This window comes from Pseudomonas sp. TH21 (genome assembly GCF_016651025.1).
Classification (GTDB): domain Bacteria; phylum Pseudomonadota; class Gammaproteobacteria; order Pseudomonadales; family Pseudomonadaceae; genus Aquipseudomonas; species Aquipseudomonas aylmerensis.
Genome location: NZ_JAEKEQ010000001.1, coordinates 3,961,435 through 3,981,387 on the forward strand (window position 1 = coordinate 3,961,435; position 19,953 = coordinate 3,981,387).

19 protein-coding genes are annotated in these 19,953 nt (G+C 58.3%); 8 read left to right on the plus strand and 11 right to left on the minus strand.

Features of this window, described 5'->3' with window-relative positions:
• Positions 1-9: 9 nt before the first annotated feature.
• The 3 genes from JFU04_RS17390 to JFU04_RS17400 are packed head-to-tail and all read right to left on the minus strand — an operon-like array spanning position 10 to position 3,064.
• The gene (locus tag JFU04_RS17390) at positions 10-876 is read right to left on the minus strand and encodes a carbohydrate ABC transporter permease (protein ID WP_005789024.1); all 867 of its coding nucleotides are present in this window, start codon (positions 874-876) and stop codon (positions 10-12) included.
• On the minus strand, positions 873-1,970 hold the full coding sequence (locus tag JFU04_RS17395) for an ABC transporter ATP-binding protein (protein WP_201145122.1): 1,098 nt from the start codon (positions 1,968-1,970) through the stop codon (positions 873-875). The genes JFU04_RS17390 and JFU04_RS17395 overlap by 4 nt, the downstream gene beginning before the upstream one ends.
• Positions 1,970-3,064 carry an ABC transporter ATP-binding protein gene (locus tag JFU04_RS17400; protein ID WP_065907391.1) on the minus strand — a complete coding sequence of 365 codons (1,095 nt, stop codon included), beginning with the start codon at positions 3,062-3,064 and terminating at the stop codon, positions 1,970-1,972. The genes JFU04_RS17395 and JFU04_RS17400 overlap by 1 nt, the downstream gene beginning before the upstream one ends.
• 261 nt (positions 3,065-3,325) lie before the next feature.
• On the opposite strand from JFU04_RS17400, the gene JFU04_RS17405 reads away from it, so the two are divergent.
• Entirely contained in the window at positions 3,326-5,143 is a 1,818-nt protein-coding gene (locus JFU04_RS17405) for a sigma-54-dependent Fis family transcriptional regulator (protein ID WP_065907394.1), read from the plus strand.
• Here the strand turns inward: JFU04_RS17405 and JFU04_RS17410 are convergent.
• A complete protein-coding gene (locus tag JFU04_RS17410; protein ID WP_120448948.1) occupies positions 5,140-6,072 on the minus strand; it encodes a FecR family protein in 933 nt (310 codons plus the stop codon). The two genes, JFU04_RS17405 and JFU04_RS17410, sit on opposite strands and share 4 nt — an antisense overlap.
• Positions 6,069-6,611, minus strand: a complete 543-nt coding sequence (locus tag JFU04_RS17415) for a sigma-70 family RNA polymerase sigma factor (protein ID WP_065907399.1) — start codon at positions 6,609-6,611, stop codon at positions 6,069-6,071. The genes JFU04_RS17410 and JFU04_RS17415 overlap by 4 nt, the downstream gene beginning before the upstream one ends.
• 1,434 nt (positions 6,612-8,045) lie before the next feature.
• On the opposite strand from JFU04_RS17415, the gene JFU04_RS30305 reads away from it, so the two are divergent.
• Both JFU04_RS30305 and JFU04_RS17420 read left to right on the plus strand, forming a co-directional pair.
• Positions 8,046-8,348, plus strand: coding sequence for an IS3 family transposase (locus JFU04_RS30305; RefSeq protein ID WP_065899480.1), 303 nt, complete (start codon positions 8,046-8,048; stop codon positions 8,346-8,348).
• The gene (locus JFU04_RS17420; RefSeq protein WP_065899479.1) at positions 8,345-9,181 is read left to right on the plus strand and encodes an IS3 family transposase; all 837 of its coding nucleotides are present in this window, start codon (positions 8,345-8,347) and stop codon (positions 9,179-9,181) included. Before JFU04_RS30305 ends, JFU04_RS17420 begins: the two co-directional genes overlap by 4 nt.
• 238 nt (positions 9,182-9,419) lie before the next feature.
• On the opposite strand, the gene JFU04_RS17425 is transcribed toward JFU04_RS17420, so the two are convergent.
• On the minus strand, positions 9,420-11,537 hold the full coding sequence (locus tag JFU04_RS17425; RefSeq protein WP_201145124.1) for a TonB-dependent receptor family protein: 2,118 nt from the start codon (positions 11,535-11,537) through the stop codon (positions 9,420-9,422).
• A 249-nt stretch (positions 11,538-11,786) separates the two neighbouring features.
• Between JFU04_RS17425 and JFU04_RS17430 the strand changes: the two genes are divergently transcribed.
• Together JFU04_RS17430 and JFU04_RS17435 are read left to right on the plus strand one after the other, a co-directional pair.
• Positions 11,787-11,945, plus strand: a complete 159-nt coding sequence (locus JFU04_RS17430) for a hypothetical protein (protein ID WP_168167070.1) — start codon at positions 11,787-11,789, stop codon at positions 11,943-11,945.
• 5 nt (positions 11,946-11,950) lie between these two features.
• Positions 11,951-12,577 (plus strand): helix-turn-helix domain-containing protein, encoded by a 627-nt coding sequence (locus JFU04_RS17435; RefSeq protein WP_106803462.1) that lies wholly within the window; start codon positions 11,951-11,953, stop codon positions 12,575-12,577.
• Positions 12,578-12,631: 54 nt separating this feature from the next.
• On the opposite strand, the gene JFU04_RS17440 is transcribed toward JFU04_RS17435, so the two are convergent.
• The 4 genes from JFU04_RS17440 to JFU04_RS17455 all read right to left on the minus strand — a co-directional run bounded on the left by JFU04_RS17440 (position 12,632) and on the right by JFU04_RS17455 (position 15,107).
• Positions 12,632-13,132 carry a hypothetical protein gene (locus JFU04_RS17440; RefSeq protein ID WP_201145126.1) on the minus strand — a complete coding sequence of 167 codons (501 nt, stop codon included), beginning with the start codon at positions 13,130-13,132 and terminating at the stop codon, positions 12,632-12,634.
• A 269-nt stretch (positions 13,133-13,401) separates the two neighbouring features.
• The gene (locus JFU04_RS17445; RefSeq protein ID WP_120448951.1) at positions 13,402-13,671 is read right to left on the minus strand and encodes a hypothetical protein; all 270 of its coding nucleotides are present in this window, start codon (positions 13,669-13,671) and stop codon (positions 13,402-13,404) included.
• Positions 13,672-13,801: 130 nt separating this feature from the next.
• On the minus strand, positions 13,802-14,314 hold the full coding sequence (locus JFU04_RS17450) for a GAF domain-containing protein (protein WP_201145128.1): 513 nt from the start codon (positions 14,312-14,314) through the stop codon (positions 13,802-13,804).
• 43 nt (positions 14,315-14,357) lie between these two features.
• The gene (locus JFU04_RS17455) at positions 14,358-15,107 is read right to left on the minus strand and encodes a hypothetical protein (RefSeq protein ID WP_065907416.1); all 750 of its coding nucleotides are present in this window, start codon (positions 15,105-15,107) and stop codon (positions 14,358-14,360) included.
• Positions 15,108-16,001: 894 nt separating this feature from the next.
• On the opposite strand from JFU04_RS17455, the gene JFU04_RS17460 reads away from it, so the two are divergent.
• The 3 genes from JFU04_RS17460 to JFU04_RS17470 all read left to right on the plus strand — a co-directional run bounded on the left by JFU04_RS17460 (position 16,002) and on the right by JFU04_RS17470 (position 17,834).
• Complete coding sequence (locus tag JFU04_RS17460; protein WP_120448952.1) at positions 16,002-16,385, plus strand: DUF1090 family protein; 384 nt, start codon at positions 16,002-16,004, stop codon at positions 16,383-16,385.
• Between the two features lie 307 nt (positions 16,386-16,692).
• Positions 16,693-17,250, plus strand: a complete 558-nt coding sequence (locus JFU04_RS17465; RefSeq protein ID WP_201145130.1) for a hypothetical protein — start codon at positions 16,693-16,695, stop codon at positions 17,248-17,250.
• A gap of 149 nt (positions 17,251-17,399) precedes the next feature.
• Positions 17,400-17,834, plus strand: a complete 435-nt coding sequence (locus tag JFU04_RS17470; protein WP_201145132.1) for a hypothetical protein — start codon at positions 17,400-17,402, stop codon at positions 17,832-17,834.
• Between the two features lie 783 nt (positions 17,835-18,617).
• Here JFU04_RS17470 and JFU04_RS17475 read toward each other — a convergent pair.
• The gene (locus tag JFU04_RS17475; protein ID WP_201145134.1) at positions 18,618-19,940 is read right to left on the minus strand and encodes an oligosaccharide flippase family protein; all 1,323 of its coding nucleotides are present in this window, start codon (positions 19,938-19,940) and stop codon (positions 18,618-18,620) included.
• Positions 19,941-19,953: the final 13 nt, after the last annotated feature.

Below are 19,953 nucleotides of genomic sequence, written 5' to 3' on the forward strand. Positions count from 1 at the left end.
TTGGCGGCCTCAGCGGTTGGCGTCGGAGTGGGTCATGGCGGTGTAGAACAGCCAGGACACCAACAGGATGATCAGGAAATACACCAGGGAAAACGCGGCCGCCGGGCCCAGGTCGAATTGACCTACAGCCATCTGGGTCAGCGTCTGACTGAGGAAGGTAGTCGCGTTACCCGGCCCGCCGCCCGTCAACACGAAAGGCTCGGTGTAGATCATGAAACTGTCCATGAAGCGCAGCATCACCGCGATCAGCAGCACGCTCTTCATCTTCGGCAACTGGATATGTCGGAACACCGCCCAGGCCGAGGCCCGATCAATCCGCGCCGCCTGGTAGTACACATCCGGAATCGCGCGCAGGCCGGAGTAGCACAGCAGCGCCACCAGCGAGGTCCAGTGCCATACGTCCATCACCAGCACGGTGACCCAGGCGTCCATGGTGTTGGCCGCGTAGTTGTAGCTGATGCCCATGGCGTTGAGGGTCGAGCCGAGCAGGCCGATATCGGCGCGGCCGAAAATCTGCCAGATGGTGCCGACCACGTTCCAGGGGATCAGCAGCGGAATGGCGAGGATGATCAACACCAGCGACGACCAGCGCCCCTTGGTCGGCATGGTCAGGGCGATGGCGATGCCCAGTGGGATTTCGATCAGCAGCACGCAGGCCGAGTAGATGAACTGGCGCAGCAATGAGTCATGCAGGCGCGGGTCGAGCAGCACCTGCTTGTACCAGTCGGCGCCGACAAAGTAGCGGCTGGACTGGTCGAAGATGTCCTGCACCGAGTAGTTGACCACGGTCATCATCGGGATTACCGCACTGAACGCCACCAGCAGGAACACCGGCAACACCAGCCACCAGGCCTTGTTGTTCTGCACCTTGTTCATGGCAGCACCTCCAGCAAGTAATCGTCGGCGTAGACCATCAGCCATTGCGCCGGGAAACTGATGGACGCCGTGCCTTCAGGCACCGGTTTGTCCTCGGCCAGGCGCACTTTCAGGGGCGCGCCGTCCAGCGTTAGGGTCATGATCTTGTAGGTGCCGAGGTCCTCGACGTGTGTGACAGCGGCCTGCAAGGCGTCAGGGTTGTACTCGTCCCACACGTGGATAAATTCCGGGCGGATGCCTACCTGGAGTTTCTTGTAGTCCGTATCGGCAATGCGCTGGGTCAGTGCCGTCGACAGGGGCAGATGAGTACCGGCAAAGCACACCCCGCCGGATTCGGCCTGCACCTCGATCAGATTCATCCCAGGGCTGCCGATGAAATAGCCGACAAAAGTGTGGCTCGGCCGCTCGAACAGCTCACGCGGCGTGCCGAACTGCACGATCTGCCCGCCGTACATCACTGCGATCTTGTCGGCGAAGGTCGAGGCCTCCAACTGGTCGTGGGTGACGTAGACCATGGTGATGTTGAACTGCTCATGGATCTGCTTGAGCTTGCGCCGCAGCTTCCATTTGAGGTGCGGGTCGATCACCGTCAGCGGCTCATCGAACAGGATCGCCGACACATCGTCGCGCACCAGCCCACGGCCCATGGAAACTTTCTGTTTTTCATCGGCGGTGAGGTTGCGGGCTTTCTTGGTCAGCAGGTTTTGCAGGTCGAGCACCTCAGCAATTTCCTGCACCTTGCTGTGAATCTTCGCCTCGGCCATGCCCTGGTTTCGCAGAGGAAAGGCCAGGTTGTCGAACACCGTCATGGTGTCGTACACCACCGGGAACTGGAACACCTGGGCGATGTTGCGCCGTTCAGGCGTCAGCTCGTTGACCACCTTGTGATCGAACAGCACCTGGCCCTCGGACGGGCTGAGCAGCCCGGAGATGATATTGAGCAGGGTCGACTTGCCGCAGCCCGAGGGCCCGAGCAAGGCGTAGGCACCGCCCTGCTCCCATACGTGGTTCATTTCCCGAATCGCGTAGTCTTCAGGCCCTGTCGGTGTAGGGCTGTAGCTGTGCGCCAGGTTCTGCAAATGGATCTCGGCCATCAGGCAACCCTCGCGACACGGCGTCCGGGAGCCTGGACCAGACGGCCCTGGGCATCGAACACAAACAGTTTATGGGTGGGGATATACACGCGGATCGGCGCGTCGACGTCGTACTCGTGCACACCCGGCAGGTGCAGCACCAAGAGGAAATGCTCGCTGCGCACATGCAGGAAGGTTTCCGATCCGCTGATTTCGGCGACTTCCACGGTCACTGCCAGCTCCAGGTCATCATCGTTGCTCGGCACCAGGCTGATATGGCTGGGGCGCACGCCGAAGCGGAATTCGCCTTCGCCAATCGGGCGCAGGTCGACGTTCAGCGGGAAGTGCACAAAATTGGCGAAACTCACCTCATTGCCGCTGATGCGCCCCGGCATCAGGTTGATCGGCGGTTCGGAAAACAGCTCGGCGGCCAGCACGGTCTGCGGCTGGTGGTAGACCTCGGCGGCCTTGCCACTCTGGATCACCCGGCCTTCGTGAAGAATCGTGGTGGTGCCGCCCAGGGCCAGGGCCTCGTTGGGCTCGGTGGTGGCGTAGATGGCGATGGTATGCCGCGCCTTGAACAGCTCGCGCATTTCCTGACGCAGCTCTTCACGCAGCTTGTAGTCCAGGTTGACCAGCGGCTCATCGAACAGGATCAGTTCGGCATCCTTGACCAGCGCACGGGCCATGGCCGTGCGTTGCTGCTGGCCCCCCGACAGCTCCAGCGGGTGGCGCTGGAGGAATTTCTCGATGCGCAGCATCCTCGCGGTTTCCAGCACCTTGCTCTGGATCAGCTCGTTGGAGACACCGGCCTGGCGCAACGGCGAGGCAATGTTTTCGAACACCGTCATGGTCGGGTAGTTGATGAATTGCTGGTAGACCATCGACACATTGCGCAGGCGCACTGGCTTTTGCGTGACGTCCACGCCGTTCATCAGGATGCGGCCGCTGTCGGGCTTGTCCAGGCCGGCCATCAGGCGCATCAGGCTGGTCTTGCCGGAGAGTGTGCGGCCGAGCAATACGTTGAAGGAGCCGGCTTCGAAACGCAGGCTGGCGTCGTCGATCCAGGTTTGGCCTTCGACAACGCGGGAGACATTTTCCAGGGTCAATGACATGACACGACCTTTTTATTATTGGAATGAATCTGGCCAATTGTCAGAGCGAGTTTCGTGCCAAAACGGCAAGGGCTTGATGTGTAAGGAAATGGGAAAACCCGATGTTCGTGTTTGAACACTCCAGGTGAACAACTGAACAGTCACGGGGTTGACAATGAACAGTTCTGAACAACACTCTCACCACCAACACAGGACATTTTGATCCGGTTTCAATGGTTGGATTGTGCAACACCCCATAACAATAAAAATGCAGGTCACCCCATGGCCGAACCACTGGCTCACGACACCCTTATCCAGGAATCCTGGCGCCGCTGCCGCGCGTTTGGGCTGGACCATCAGAGCACGCCCAGCTTCGATCAGCTGCCCGCCGAGGGCATCAGCCAATTGCTCGAAAGCCAGCATTCCCTGGTGCAGACCACCCATCAGGAGGTGCTGCCCTACTACGAAAACATCCTCAGCAACTCCAACTGCCTGATCATGCTGGCCGACAACCAGGGCCAGGTGCTGACCAGTTGGGGCACCCAGCGTTTTATCGAGCCCAAGCTGGCCCGGGGGTTCAGCGCCGGCGCCAGTTGGATGGAGCGCTCCAGCGGCACCAATGCCATCGGCACTGCGCTGGCCTGTGCGCAGGCGGTGCATATCGAACATGACGAACACTTTCTCAAGGCCAACCGCTTCATGACCGGCTCGGCGGCGCCGATCTTCGACGCGCAGCGCGAGATCATCGCGGTGCTGGATGTGTCCAGCGACAGCTACCTGCCGCCCTCCCACACCCTGGGCATGGTCAAGATGATGAGCCAGACCGTGGAAAACCGGCTGATCCTCAACCTGTTTCGCGGCGAGCATTTTCAACTGACCTTCAACACCGGCCTGAGCAACCTCGACAGCCAATGGGCCGGCCTGCTGATCTTCGATGAAAGCGGCCAGGTGCTGTCGGCCAACCGTCGCGCCGACAACCTGCTGGGCATCAGTCTGTCACGAGTGATGATCGACAGTTTGTTCAAGGTCTCGCTGCTGGAGTTGCTCAATCAGCCCGAGGGCCTGCCGTTTTCGCTGCAGGCGGCTGGACGCAACCGATTCCAGTGCCTGTTGAAACGGCCCAAGCAAATGCCGGTGCAGGCGCGGGTGTTCAGCCAACCCACGCCGCCAAAGCCGGCGGCGATTGGCCTGAACACCCTGCACTTTGGTGATGCGCGCGTGGAAAAGGCCGTGCGCCAAGCCGAACGCTTGCTGGAGAAGGACATCCCGCTGCTGATCCACGGCGAAACCGGCGTGGGCAAGGAAGTTTTCGTCAAGGCCCTGCACCAGGCGAGTTCCCGCAGTCAGCAGGCATTTATCGCGGTGAACTGTGCGGCGATTCCTGCCGAGCTAGTGGAATCGGAACTGTTCGGCTACGAAAAAGGCGCGTTTACCGGCGCCAATCAAAAAGGCAGCATCGGCCTGATCCGCAAGGCCGACAAGGGCACGCTGTTTCTGGATGAAATTGGCGACATGCCGCTGCCGACCCAGGCACGCCTGTTGCGGGTGTTGCAGGAGCGCTGCGTGCAACCGGTGGGCAGCAGTGAGCTGTTCCCGGTGGATCTGCGCATCATCTCGGCCACCAACCGGGCGCTGCGCGAGCAGGTGCAGGCCGGGCGTTTTCGCGAGGATTTGTACTACCGCATCGGTGGCCTGACCCTCGAGCTACCGCCGCTGCGCGAACGCAGCGACAAGCGCGCGCTGTTCCAGCAGCTGTGGCAGCAACATCGCGAGCCGACCCAATGGGCCGGCCTCAGTGCCGAGGTGCTGGCCCTGTTCGAGCAGCACCCCTGGCCGGGCAATTTGCGCCAGGTGAGCAGTGTGTTGCAGGTGGCGTTGGCGATGGCTGAGGAGCAGCCGATTCGCCCGGAGCACCTGCCAGATGATTTCTTTGTCGATCTGAATGTCGCCGCGCCGCCGCCCACCAGCGAGTACCTGGATGACAGCATCGACCTGGCCCAGCGCCTGAAAGCGGCCGGCGGGAATATTTCCCACCTGGCGCGGGAGCTGGGGGTGAGCCGCAACACCTTGTACAAGCGCCTGCGCCAGCACGAAGGCTAGCGCGGCTTGACCACCACCAGCAGGTCGGTGAAGTACTCCACCTGAATCGGCAGGTTGTCGGCCAGGGCCGAGAGCGCCGCAGCGGTGTCGTCCAGCTTGAATACGCCGGACACACGCAGGTTCTGCAGGGCCTGTGGGTCGTAGCGCACCAGGCCGTGACGGTAACTGGCCAGGGTTTGCAGCACCTCGCTCAGCGGCTGGTCGTTGACTTTGAGCAGGCCACGGGTCCAGGCGTCCGCGTCGGTGTTGCCGACGGCTTGTGGCGGTTGGGCGCGGCCATGGTCGAGGACCGAGCGCTGGCCGGCGGTGACGCTGACCCCTTCATTGGTCTGGCCTTTGACTGCGACGGTGGACTCGATCACGGTCACCACGGTGGTGCCGTCCGGCGCACGCTTGACCAGGTAACGCGTGCCCAGGGCGGTCGCGGTGCCTTGGTCGGTGCGCACCACGAAGGGCCGTTGCGCGTCCTTGGCGACCTCGACCCACAGTTCGCCCTGCAACAACTCGATGACGCGCTGGTGGCCGTCGAATTTCACGTCGACTGCCGAATTGCTGTTGAGCTGCAGCTGGCTGCCGTCTTCAAGGGCGATCTGGCGACGCTCGCCGACGCCGGTGCGCTGGTCGGCCATCCATACCGGCAGGTGTTCCAGGCCCAGCCAGCCGCACAATAAGACGCCAAGTAGCCCGACCACCTGAGTAGCCCGCGGACGCCGGGGGGCGAAGGCCCGGTTGAGTGCCACGCGTGCCGGTTGCGCAGGCACAGCATCGAGGCTGCCCCACAGGACGCGCATGCGTTCGATAGCCACCGCATGGCGTGGATCGGCCTGGCACCAGGTGTTGAATGCCTGGCGCTCGGCGTCGCTGACGTCTTCGTCGTGCAGGCGTGTCAGCCAATTCGCCGCTTGTTGAATGATCTGTTCGGAGTTCATGCCAGCGGATCTGCCGCATGCAGGCTGTGGTAGCAGTGCACCAGGGCGCTGGAGATGTAGTTCTTGACGGTGCTGGAGGACACCTCCAGGCGCGTGGCGATTTCGCTGTAGGTCAGGCCGTCGAGGCGGCTCAACAGAAAGGCTTCGCGCGCCTTGGCCGGCAGGCCGGCGAGCATTTCGGCGATGCGCTCCAGCGCTTGCAGTGCTACATGGATGGCGGCCGGGTCGGGCATGCCGGCGTCTTCGCATTGGATTACCAGGGCTTCCATGTAGGCTTTTTCGATGCGCCGACGCCGCGCGCCGTCGATCAATAACCGCCCTGCCGTGGTGGCCAGGAACGCCCGTGGTTCCTTGATATTTTGCGGTTCGGCGAGCATCAACACGCGGATAAACGCGTCGTGGGCCAGGTCGGCAGCATACTGGGAGCAGCCGAGTTTTTTGCGCAGCCAACCGTGCAACCAGCCGTGGTGCTCGCTGTACATCGCCGTAAGGGTCTGCTGACGCTCTGAATCGCCCAGCGCGGCCGGAATGTCATGCATGCGCAAAAAGATCTCAAATGGGAAGAGTTACCAATTGCGCAAACAATGCCAGTAAATCGGTGTAGGAGCAAGAGCGCCCGCCCGATGCGCCAGGGAAAGTTTCGCCCCCTGTGGCGAGCGGGCTTGCCCCGCGTTGGGCGGCGAAGCAGCCCCTGTCACTGCTGGCGATGAGTGTCAGGTTTGTTGCGTTGAGTCTTAATGGGGCGGCTTCGCCACCCAACGCGGGGCCCGCTCGCCACAACAAGCCTGGCAGCTACAACAAGCCTGCCAGCAACAACAAGCCAAGCCCTTCATCACAATGAGCCTATTCACCGCAGGGGGCGGTCGCTGCAGGTTGATGCTACGTTCACGCTCCGCCGGTGACACGGCTCCGTGCCGAGATCAAGTGCGCCAGACCCCGCCCCTTGTGGTGAGCGGGCTTGCCCCGCGTTGGGCTGCGAAGCAGCCCCTGTCACTGCTGGCGATGAGTGTCAGGTTTATTGCGTTGAGTCTTAATGGGGCGGCTTCGCCACCCAACGCGGGGCAAGCCCGCTCGCCACAACAAGCCAGGCCCGTTATCACAATGAGCCTATGGCGGCTGTCGCGGCAGGTTGATGCTACGTTCACGCTCCGCCGGTGACACGGCTCCGTGCCGAGATCAAGTGGGCCAGGCCCCGCCCCTTGTGGTGAGCGGGCTTGCCCCGCGTTGGGCTGCGAAGCAGCCCCTGTCACTGCTGGCGATGAGTGCCAGGTTTATTGCGTTGAGTCTTACTGGGGCGGCTTCGCCACCCAACGCGGGGCAAGCCCGCTCGCCACAACAAGCCAGGCAGCAACAACGAGCCTGCCAGCAACAACAAGCCAAGCTCGTCATCACAATGAGCCTATTCACCACAGGCGGCGGTCGCTGCAGGTTGATACTACGGTCACGCTCCGTCTGTGCCACGGCGCGCTGCAGAGATTAAATGGGCCATGCCCAGCCCCCTTGTGGTGAGCGGGCTTGCCCCGCGTTGGGCTGCGAAGCAGCCCCTGTCACTGCTGGCGATGAGTGCCAGGTTTATCGCGTTGAATCTTAATGGGGCGGCTTCGCCACCCAACGCGGGGCAAGCCCGCTCACCACGACAAGCCTGGCAGCAACAACGAGCCTGCCAGCAACAACAAGCCAAGCTCGTCATCACAATGAGCCTATTCACCACAGGCGGCGGTCGCGGCAGGTTGATGCTACGTTCACGCTCCGCCGGTGCCGCGGCTCCGCGCCGAGATCAAGTGGGCCATGCCCCGCCCCTTGTGGTGAGCGGGCTTGCCCCGCGTTGGGCTGCGAAGCAGCCCCTGTCACTGCTGGCGATGAGTGTCAGGTTTATTGCGTTGAGTCTTAATGGGGCGGCTTTGAACTGGCCTAATGATTTTGGACACCTCAATCGGGCGCTATGATGGCGTCCAAATCTGAGGTGTTTGGATATGCGTAAATCTTATTCATGTGAGTTCAAACTCAAGGCTGCCAGCATGGTGCTGGACGAGGGGCAGTCGGTTCCCGAGGTCTGTGCCAGCTTGGATATTGGCCCTACGGCCTTGCGCCGCTGGGTCGATCAAGTTCGCAAGGAACGCTTGGGCTCGACTCCGGTGGGAGCCAAGGCGATTACCGCGGATCAGCGAGAGATCCAGGAACTTAAAGCCTTGCTCAGGCAAAGAGACCGGGATATCGAAATCCTAAAAAAGGCCAGTGCTCTCCTGCTTTTGGACGCCAAAGATCACTCTCGTTGATCTGTGAGCTGGGCGAGCAGTACGGCGTTAACGATTGCTGTCGTGTGTTCGGAATAAACCGCAGTAGCTTTTACGCATGGCGTCAGCGCCAAGGCAAGGTGAGCCCTAAGCGAGAGAAACTCAAGGCTATGCTGGTCAAGCACCACAGGGCGTCGAGAGAGTCTGCGGGCGCTCGTACCTTGGCTAAACAGCTGCAAGCCGGCGGGCATGATGTCGGGCGGTTCATGGCTCGCAGCTTGATGCGAGAAGCAGGCATTGTCAGCCGTCAACGCCGGCGCCATAAGTACAAGTCACCTGGCGTGGAGGCTTTGGTGGCACCGCATGTGCTCAAACGCAAGTTTGATGTTGCGACGGTCAATCAGGTGTGGTGTGGGGACGTGACGTACATCAAAGTCGGCAAGCGTTGGCTGTATTTCGCGGCGGTTCTGGACTTGTTCGCTCGCCGGATTGTGGGCTGGTCGTTTTCGATGATCTCTGATGCCACGCTGACCTGCGAAGCCCTGCGCATGGCGATTGAACTGCGCGGTCGCCCAAAAGACGTACTGTTTCACTCCGACCAAGGTTGCCAGTACACCAGCCATAAATTCAGAAATGAACTGCTGGAACATGGACTCCGACAAAGCATGAGCCGTAAAGGCGAATGCTGGGATAACGCTCCGATGGAGCGTTTCTTTGGAAGTTTGAAATCAGAGTGGGTGCCAGAAGCAGGCTACGGGTCGGAACATGAGGCCCGAGCGGATGTGCAGCGCTATGTATCGCGCTACAACATCACCAGGCCGCATAGCTACAACGACTATCGGTCACCAGTCGCCAGGGAGAAGCTGGTGGCGTGAAACCTTAATCGGTGTCCAAGATTACTTGACCAGTTCACTTCGCCACCCAACGCGGGGCAAGCCCGCTCGCCACAACAAGCCTGGCAGCCACAACAAGCCAAGCCTGTCATCACAATGAGCTCGGTCATCACAACAAGCTCGACCTCCACAACAAGCCCAACCTCCACCACAAGCCTGGCAGCCAACATCAAGCGCATTCATCACCACAAGCTCACCACGGCGGGGCGGTCGCGGCGGGTTAACGCCAGCTCCACGAGACGCCGGTGTAGATGCCGCGACCGTCTGCCGGGGTCGAGCGGGCCGTGTCCAGGCCTTTGTCGTCGTAGCCGGGGGTGACGGTGTTGGCGTAGCGCCGGTTGGTGAGGTTGCGCAGGTCGACCCACGCTTGCCAGTCCTGCTTGGGCGCGTCGTAGCCGAAGGTCGCCCCCAGGGTCGTGTAGGACGCGGCGTAGTACGAGTTGGCGTAGTCCACCGCCACACGCGAGGAATACTCGGTGTTGAGGCTGGTGTAGAAACCGGTCGGGTGGATGTAGCGCAGTTGGGCCTGGTAGTAGTGCTTGGGAATGCCCGGCAAGCTGTTGTAGCCGAAACGGTCGTCGTCGCGGTAGTGGAAGTCACTGAAGGTGTAGGCCTGGCGCAGGGCCACCTCGCCGCTGCGGCCGCCTTCCCATAACGGGCTGAGCAGGCTCAGTTCCACGCCCTGGTGCACGGTGGGGCTGGCGTTGGATTCGGCAATGATCGCATTGCTGGAAGAGGTCTGGGCCTGGGTTTCCACACTGAGCAACTCGTGGCGTACTTCTGAACGGTACAGCGCGAGGTCCCACTGGCCGATCCACGCCTCGCCCCGACTGCCGACCTCCAGGGTGGTCGCGGTCTGGTTTTTCAGGCTGACGCCTTCACGCTGCAGGCCAGTAGCCGGGCCGCTGCCTGGGCCGAAGTATTTGTTGGAACCCCAGATCATCGACCAGGCGTGCGGCGGCTCGACCGAACGGCTCAGGTTGCCGTACACCTGCAATTGCGGGGTGAAGTCATAACGCAGGCCGATGCGCGGGGCGTAGTCCCAGTCATGCTGGCTCAGCGGCGCCTGGCCTTCGGGGTAGGTCACCTGGGTTTCGCGGCGGGTGTAGATCGCCGCCAGGCCGGTGGTCAGCCACAGGTCCGGGACCAGTTCCAGGTCGTTACCTATATGCAGCACGGTGTCGGAGCCCAGGTAGCTGTAGTCGCGGGTCTTGGTTCCGGGTGCGTAGGTGGCCGTATTGCCGGCGGGCGTGCGTACATATTCCGACGCGCCGTTGTTGGGCATCGCTTGCGTGGTGCGCAGGCCGACCGTGGTGGTGCTGTCGTGGCCGAACAGCGTGTCCTGGCGGATGTAATTGAGGGTGCTGCTGATGTCGGTGTAGGCAACCTTCAGGCGGTTGGTGCCTTCACGCAGGTCCATCGGATAGTCGTGGTAGGCCAGTCCGACTTCGACGCGGGAGCTGTCGTCCAAGTGCAGGGTGGTCTTGTTGGCGATCCAGGTCGAGCCCGGTTGTAGGCGCTTGGAGTCGCGGGCGGCGTTAAGGCTGTTGGCCGCACGCGGGTCGTGGCTGATCTGCGCACGGGTAAGTTTGCCGGGGGTGTCGTTGGTGGTTTCGCGGTAGCGGAAATAGAAACGGGTTTCCAGGTCCGGGTTGAAGCGGTAGCCGAAGTTGGCCGCCACGCCCTTGCCCGTGGCAGCGCTCTGGCGTTGGTAGCCGTCGGACTCGGAGTCGGTGAGGCTGATGTAGTAGTCGGCATCCCCCAGCACTTGCCCGGAGCTGATCTCGCGTTGGGCGTAGCCACGGCTGCCGGCCTCATAGCGCAGCTGCAGCTTGGGCGCATCGTAGCCGGTGCGGGTCACATAATTGACCGCGCCGCCCAGCGCTAATGCGCCCTGGTCAAAGCCATTGGCACCGCGCAGCACCTCGACGCGGCTTTGCCACAAGGGGTCCTTGAGCTCATAAGGGGTCCCGCCGGGGCCGGTCAGCGGCAAGCCATCGAACATTTCATACAGCCCCGAGGCATGCGAACCCGGGCTGCGATTGAGGCCGGAACCGCGAATCGACAGCTTCACCCCTTCATTATTCGCCGCCTTGGCGTACACCCCAGCCTGGTACCTGAACACATCTTCGTTGGTGCTCACCCGCCCCTGCTGCACGCTGTTCATGTCGATGAAATTGGTGCCGCCGGGCACGCTCTTGAGTTGTGCCTGGGCGACTTCACCAGCACTCGCCTCGCTGCTGGTGACTTCGACCGGGGCCAGTTGCAGGTCTTCGGCCTGCACCAGCGAACTTAAGGTCAGGGCGGCAAAAAAGAGCGGGGGTTGGCGCAGCAGCATCGAGGCAGGTCCTTGGAATTCGGGGGCGTGGCAGGCTGGACCTGGCACGCGAACAGTGTTGGGAAGGCAGGCGCGCCCGCCAGGTCACGCCTTATTAACGGACCAGACGCTTCCCACAACAGTGTCGGACCCAATTTATGGGTTAAGTCCAAAATCGAATTACCACATGCAAACTCAGTATTTAAAGAAATAACCGGCAGGCATTACTGTGGAGCCACTGAACCAACCACGCCGCACGAGACTGCCCCCATGCAAACATCCGCCACCGTCATCGACTTCACGCTCCATCGCAAACGCCGCCAGGCGCGTGCCGCGGCTGAGCTGATGTGGGCGATGTACGCGGCGCGTGCCGGGCTGGCGGTGTTTACCGCGCAGGCGACACCGTCCAGCGATACTCGCCGGGCGTAAGGCCGATGAATTTCCTGCACGTGCTCCCCGAACCACCCGAACCCCTGCCCAAACCCACTGTTGACGACGACGTGATCAGCTTGTGCGTCGCGCATAACCTGCAACGCCTGCGCAGCAAACGCCATCTGTCACTGGATGGCCTGGCGCGTGTGTGCGGGGTCAGCCGGGCGATGCTGGCGCAGATTGAATCCGGGCGCAGCGTGCCGTCGATCAAGGTGCTGTGCAAGATCGCCAAGGGCTTGAAGGTGTCGGTCGCGGCGTTCCTGGAGGACCGCGCGTTCGAAGGCGTCGAGGTGCTGCCGGCACACCAGAGCAAACGCCTGGTGAGTGCCGACGGCGCGTTTACCAGCCGCGCGTTGTTTCCCTACGATACGGCGCGTCAGTCGGAGTTCTACGAGATTCGCCTGCGTGCGCTTGGCGAGGAAGTCTCCGAAGGCCACGGCCCCGGCATCCAGGAGAACCTGGTCGTGGCGCAAGGTGTGCTGGAGGTCAGTGTCAACGATGAGCGCTACCTGCTCTCCACCGGCGACTCGATCCTGTTTTATGCCGACCAGCCCCACCGCTACCGCAACCCGGCGGACAGCGAAGCCGTGGCGTTCCTGGTGATCACCTACCCCGAACGCCTGGATTAATCCCGGCAAAAAAAACGCCCCGAATCATCGGGGCGTTTTTTATTGCGCTACCTGTCAGCAGGTGCAGCACATCATCGGCATGCCGTTGCAGCTCATCATCATCGGCATGGCGCAGTCGTTCATCATTTTATTCATGAGCATGCAGCAGTTTTTCATCATGTCCATGCTCATGCCCGGCATCGGCATCATTTTGCACATCATGCCGTCAGCCTGCAGGGTGCATTCCATCACGCACTTCATCATCGGCATCATCATGCCCATCGACATCATCGGCATGTTCATGCCCGACATCATCGCCATGGTCTCGGCGGACATGCACATCATCGACATGTTGGCGCACTGCATCATCATCGGCATGCCGCAGTTCATCATCATCGCCATCATTTCGGCGTTGGTCTTGAACTGAGCCATGTCCATGCCCGCCGCCGGCTTCATGGTGCACATCATGGCGTCAGCGGCCATTTCGCATTTCATGGTGGCCATCATCATCGGCATGCCCATCATCGGCATCATTGGCATGGAAGTGTTCATCGGCATCTGCATTGCATTCATCATGTTCGAAACTCCGTAATCGACAGGAAATGAGTAAGTTCTGGGGCCGATTCTAGAGACGCCAGGCAGCGGCGCAAGACGGCGACAGAGCAGCAGGATCGGATGTTCGGAGGGAAGCTTAGTCGATCAAGACAGCTGTGCCGGCTGTGATGGTGGGCATTTCGTTGTTATCGCGTCGTGGATGTCCGTGACACGCGCCAATTCGACGTCATGGATATTCGATCCAGGCATGTCGTCCAATCTTATGGAAATAAACGGTCTAACGACGGCGTTCAATCGCTAGGCTGCGCCAGTAAGTCCAGCAATTCCTGCGCTTCTGATCCCGGCGCAAACCTGAACCCGTACATTTCTTCGGCGGCAAGGATTTCAACCAGCGCACCCAGCAGCTGCGCTTCGGTTGGCGAACCTTGCAGCAGTGCGTGCGCGGGCAGTAACAGCTCCGCTGGAACACCCTGGACACTCGCGGCATCGATCACGGCAAAGAGCATAAAGCGCAGGCGTATTTCGCGGTCTGTCGGCCAAACCGTTTTTCGCTTACCCAAGGGAGGGCCTCATTTTTTCGGAAAAGTCCGAGGCTATTGCGCACTGAGGGGTGATTCAAGCGGCGGGATGCAAGATAGGCCGTTTCCTACAGAGAAAAGAGACATAGCCCAGCAAACCACCTTGATGGGTTCAGGCTCTGCTGCGCTGCAATTCCAGCGTAGTGCCGATGAGCCGCGTAAAGATGCTCAGGATTTCGAGCATTTGGGTGTTTTCAAACTGCCTGGGCAACACGTCCAACGCGCACAAGGTGCCAAAAAAAGTGCCGTCGGAGAACACGATGGGCAACGAGATATAGCTCTCGAAGCCATGCTCCTTGGGCAACGGGTGCTCCCAGAATACCGGGTCGCGACTGGCATGCTCGATGACGATCGACTTGCGATTGGCGCGTAACTGGTTGCACAACGTGGCCTCCACGAGCAACTCGTCGCCGGCCTCCAGCCCGAACTGCAACTCGTCATGAACCGCACACGCCACCCAGTGCGTGTCCGTCATCTTGGAAATGGCTGAAAAGCGCATTCCGGTCAAACGCGAAGTCAGTCGCAAGATATTTGAAGTGGTTTCGATCTCTGTGATCGCGTCCAGCTCTTCAATGGTTAGATGTTTGATAACACGCTCCTCACATGACAGGTCTCCCCCCTGCATCGGCCATTGGCGATGAGGCTTAAATCCACGCCGACGAAATGCATCACTGCACCGGCAGGAAATTCATCAGCAACAGGCTCTGCGCGTAATTGAGCCCAATGCGCCGGTAGCGTTCATCCAGCATCTGGGTCAACAGGTCGAGGCGCGCGACGATCTTGCCGAACTCCACGGCGAAGCTGAGGTTGCTGCCCTCCTCCGAAATTTCGTTGGAAAACAGCAGCAGCACGCCATTCGCATCCTGGCGCTTGCCGAGCAGCCAGGTGGCCTTCTCGATATTGCGCGCGGCGTTGCTGACGAACTGCGGGTTGATCGAGTCGGTGATGTAGAACTCGGTGCGGCCACCGTGGGCCGTCACAATCATGCTGCCGATGGCATAGATAAAGGCGCCGACCCGGTCGCCTTTGAACTCCGGACTCAGCGAATAACTCAACGCGGCCAAATCGCGGCGGTCGCCAAGGGCCGGCAGTGATCGACGCTGCTCAATGGCCTGGCGAATTTCCCGCGCGGCGCTCACCGCATCCGGGTAACCCGACTGGCGCCACTGGTTGGGGTTGCGCAGGTAGAGCTTGTTCATCAGCAAATACAGGCTCTGCAAGTTGTCGCGCATGCCCAGGGTGGCCATGCGGTCGACACTCGTCTGGAAAAACTCATCGGGTTTACCATTGCTGAACTGCTTGGCGATATCTTGCCCTTGCTGCTGCGTACACCCGCCAACACAGAGCATTAACACTGCCGCCAGCCACAGTGGCTGGCGCCTCCATCGAATCTTGAATAACAGTAACGTGCGATCCATCGGCACCCGATCTGGTTCTCATGCCCCGCGCGGGGGATCGGCGGGGCTGCGACAAAGATAGATAGGAGAAATGCCAAAAAGTGCAATAGGGGCCGGCAGATAGTTGTAAACCGTACGCCTGGGGATCAAACGTGAAGAATTCGGCGCAGGCACTATACTCAGAGGAACAGTTGCGAGTGACTTTGGCGAGCCAAGGAAGATTGACAACACCCATCTCTCTCTTAACAGCAACTGTACTGGAGGGTCGCGGCGATGAAACACCCCATTAGAGCTCAAATTTTTGTTCAGGTAATTTGCTTGCTTTCGGTGGCTCAGCTTTTCTGCTGAGCAGTGCGTCACTGCCTTTTAACTCTGCTGCTGGTGCGGCATGGAGGGCTGTTGCCGTTTACCTGGAATCGCGCCGATTACGCCCGCCAGGCAAACTGGCGCGTAGTGCGGTCCAAAGGATGTTAAGAACATGCAGGCCAACCGCAGGCCCCGTTGAAGATTGCCCAATGGCGCTGGACTCAAACCAGCCCCGGGCAAGCGCAGACACCACTTCAGCGTCGCGGGGCTCGGGAGCCTTGGTTTAGATAAATTGCCGGGGTTCCTCGGATGAAGCCGAAATCCTTTTCAGGCATTAAACTTCGAACGACTCCGTCACTGCGAGGAGAACTTTCTCCGATTTTATAAGGCAGTCACAGGAGTCCTCTTTCGATAGTGGCGTAATGACACTTCTGCAGCCATGCGTCGTGTACAACGTGAAAGGATTCACACTTATGGAACTTCAGCGTTGAAGGCCAATAACCGACCCAATAGTATTTTTCCCGCCCGGGCGCACCTCTTATACGGATATTGTTCTGCGCCAGCTCGGGACTTCTGCGTTGCGCAGGCAATAAAACATTGAGGTTTGCCATGCGTCTTTCCAAACTCGCACCCGCCGCCGCCCTGTTCAGCCTGTTCACCCTGCCCGCCCACGCCGCCGACCTGAGTGCTCTCACGGGTGCGCTATCGTCTGCCCTCGGTGGTGCCAACAACAGCACCGTCAACGCCAATAACAGCAACAGTGCCTCCTGCCAGCAACAGGTTCGCGACCTGCAGGCAAACATCAATGCCGCCAATGCCAAGGGCGACACCTTGCGCGCAACCGCTTACCAGGCGGCGCTCACGCAAACCAACAAAAGCTGCAGCAACTCTACCTACAACGCCCAAGCGCAGGTCGACACCAACCCGCAACGCCAGCAGAACGTCAACAAGGCGGCGGATGCTATCAACGCCATTGGCGGATTGTTCAAGTAGTCCGTAACACGCAGTGAAAAAGGCCCGCGAATGCGGGCTTTTTCATGGGCATCCGTCCACCCTGGACACCGCTGGAAGCGATAGATCAGGCGCGATGTGTGGTGCGATTTGGAAACTTCGCCTGCCGGCGGCCAGCGTTCTGGGGCTGCGTAGATGCCTTGGCCAAACGGATGTGATCGGCGCATCCGTCACCCCTAGGCATCAACATGCCACTAGCACATCTGTTCTATGTTACTGCCCCCATCATGATGCTAGTTTCTTGACCCCTTAGATAGCCACTTCGCAAGTTCAAGGAGTTGAACAACCGATGTCTTTTTATTCTGGAATCAATCAACGTCGTCTCCTATTGGTTGCGCTCCTATCAGTGTTTACTTGCGCATGGGCCAATGACTCAAGTCCCACCGGAGATTGGTGGATCATCTACGGGGATGGCGCGCCCGGCAAGAATGTGACCTATGTCGCAGATCGAACTTCCGTGACGCCCTCTAAAAAAACCAAGGGAGCCCAGTTAGTCGCCGTTACTTTAGTTTATGAAGAACTGGGCAAGCCCATGATTGACGTCTACAACATGGAGGTCCAGTGCCCAACGCATAAGTTTCGATTTATCAATGGTCAATCTGTCTCGCGCATGGGTAGCCTGCGGCACTTGAAAGTATCGGAAAAATGGCAGGACGTGAAAGACCCCTGGGTCCAGCGCAGTGCTGAGTTCGTCTGCTCGCCAAAGAGCAAAGATATGATTGCGATGGGCAAGATGGAATATATGCAGATGATTAATATTACCCAGCAGATGTTCTTTAAGCTGGCGCCCATCCGCGAGAAAAGTCAGATGATGGAGGACCTGGACTCCATACTGGGCAATAAATAGCAAATCGATCCGCACGCTGACGGAGACGGATACTTAGGGGTTGCGAGCGCGTCAACTTGAACGGGCATCGCGATGGATAAGTATCCGCTAAACCCCAATACAGACATCAGATGTAGTTTTTTACTTTTAGCGAGACAGAGGGCGTCGGGATGGAGAAGTTGGCTAAAACAGTGTTGCTAGGGGTGGTCATTTCATCAGTACTGCTTTTGAATGGTTGTAGCACCATTGCCCAGTCTCGCTGGGAAGGGCGAGACCTCCAGGAGGCACTGGATTTATTTGGCAAGCCCGATTCAATGAAAAAGCAAACAGGCCCGAACGGCGAGGCGCTAGCGGTACTGACTTGGTATAAGTCCTCAAGTTGGACCAATACTGAAGCAGCAGGAACCTCGATGAACCACACGGGCAATGGCATGGTGTACACGGAACATTATCAAACGGTCGGACATAGCTCTTCCTGCAAACTTGAGGCGACGGTCAACAAAGCCAAAAAAATCGTACTTTTTAGAATCGAGGATGGGCGCATCCTCCATGGCAAGTGCACGAACGTCCCTTATGTACCTGGGTATATCCCCCCAGGCTTTTAAAAACTGAGCCATCCAATGATAGATGGCTCACCGCGGGTTTCTGAACGCCTTACCCATTTTATAGAGTGTGAGTCTGTCGATCTGAATGAAGCCTTACAAGCTTCTGTGGAGAAGATAACTGCAACAGCGTTTGGGGTTTTGCCTCAAACAGCTTCCGAGCATCCAAGCCAAAAACTCACCCCATCCTTCTCAACGCGCGATGGCCCTGACATACGCCTGAGACGGCCGTAGGGCGATCAATCCTTGGCCCCCCGTCATCGGTGATGGCGACAGCTCGTTGCGCATGTGCTGGGGCAAGCCTGCATCCAACAGATGGGTATAGGCTTCTTTGTGAATGCTGCCGGTGCTGACAAGGTTTTTGGGCTGAAGTCAAGCGCATACGACAGTCGGAACGTTCAGACAACTCCCGCAGTGATGCCGGCGGCACTAGCTGGTTTAGGCGTCCTCATTGCCGTTGTGAAGGAAAGGTCATCGGCCTCGCCAAAGGCCGTGGCAAGCGCAAGCCAATACCAGCCGATCAGCTCCTATCGAAGTCATCCACGAACTGCCGGGAATGAACTGACAGGCTTCTGCAGCCGCCGCAAACACGTCATCGGCGAGGGAATCAGCAAGCAGCTTGAGTGGTGTCGATGCAGATACGGATGATCAGGCACGTCCGTAAAGTCTACGGTTAACGCAACTGCGAAACGATGCCGGTAACGACGGACAATCCAGCTCAACGAATTAGCCGACCGCAAACATACCGCATAAATAATAGAACTTGATTCTTGTAAATGAACCCACTCAACAGCCCCACCCCCCCCAAAAGATTACCGTAAGGAGTGCGTTAAAAACACCGACAGCTGTAGCTATCGCGAGCGCCATACAAAGAAATGTGAAGCAGTACAGTTTTAATCGAGGGATACGTTCCCAAAGTAGACAGGAGAGCTCGGTGCGACATACAAAGAAAATCCAAAACGAAAATGCCGTTGAGCCTGCCGCACCAGCAGCACCATAGGCAGGTATCAAGCAATAACAAAGTATAAGATTTGTTAGCATCGATGCCACACTCGCATAAATAGAATACGATGTTTTACGTATAATAGTTACACCGATGCCGGTGACCTCAGACAAGGTATAAAACAACGGCCCTGAAACACAAGCAACTACCAAATACTTCACAGACGAGTACTTCTGTGGAAGGATGAACTCAAGCAGTCCAGAGAACATTCCAACCGACACAAAAGCAAAAATGACAACTACTGTAATACTATCAAGAAATTTTGATATTTTTGCCACATCCTCCCCAGCAGCGGACCATTTATAAACGACAGGGGCCCAGACAGTAGAAAATATACTTTGAAATATTATTGCCACTCCAGCGAAACTTGCCGCAACGGAATAAACCCCCAATTGATCCAAGGTTGAAAAAAAACGAAGAAAAATTCTATCTACTGCTTGCATCCCCCAATACGCGACACCGCTAGCCACCAATGGCATACCAAATTTTAAAGCACTTGCATAATTCAAAAATTCAACTTTTTTTGAAAAAATCCCTAACCACTCCCCCCTTGTGCGCCATGTAAAAAAAATGAAAACACTTAATGCTGATAAAGAGTAAAAAGTTAGAAGCTCGAGGAAATCTCTTACACCAGTGAAAACACTGACTAAACACAGCATGACAAACATGAGGAATTTCGGAATCACTTGACTAAGCGAATACTCAAAGGCACGCTCCTGCATACGCAACACAAGCGACAAAAATGAGGAACAGAAACCAACAACCAAACATAAAACAATCAACAATGTAAATATTCCACCACTGATATCAAATAGAATACTTGAGATAGACCACGGCCCCAACAACATAACCAAAACAACTAGCCCAAAGAACCCTAACCCTGGAAACAAGCATACACGAAGGAGCTGAACTTTATCTAATGACTGGTGATACTCTCGAACGTAAGTCTGATCCAGACCCAGACCAAATAAAAGTATACAAAAGCTGTTAGTAACTTGCAGCATTGATATTCGACCAATATCTTCTGCTGAATAAATCCACGTCATGAGTGGCAACGTGACAAGAGCAAGCAACGCCCCACCCACTGGCCCAAGAGAAAACTCCACTATTTTTCTTGGC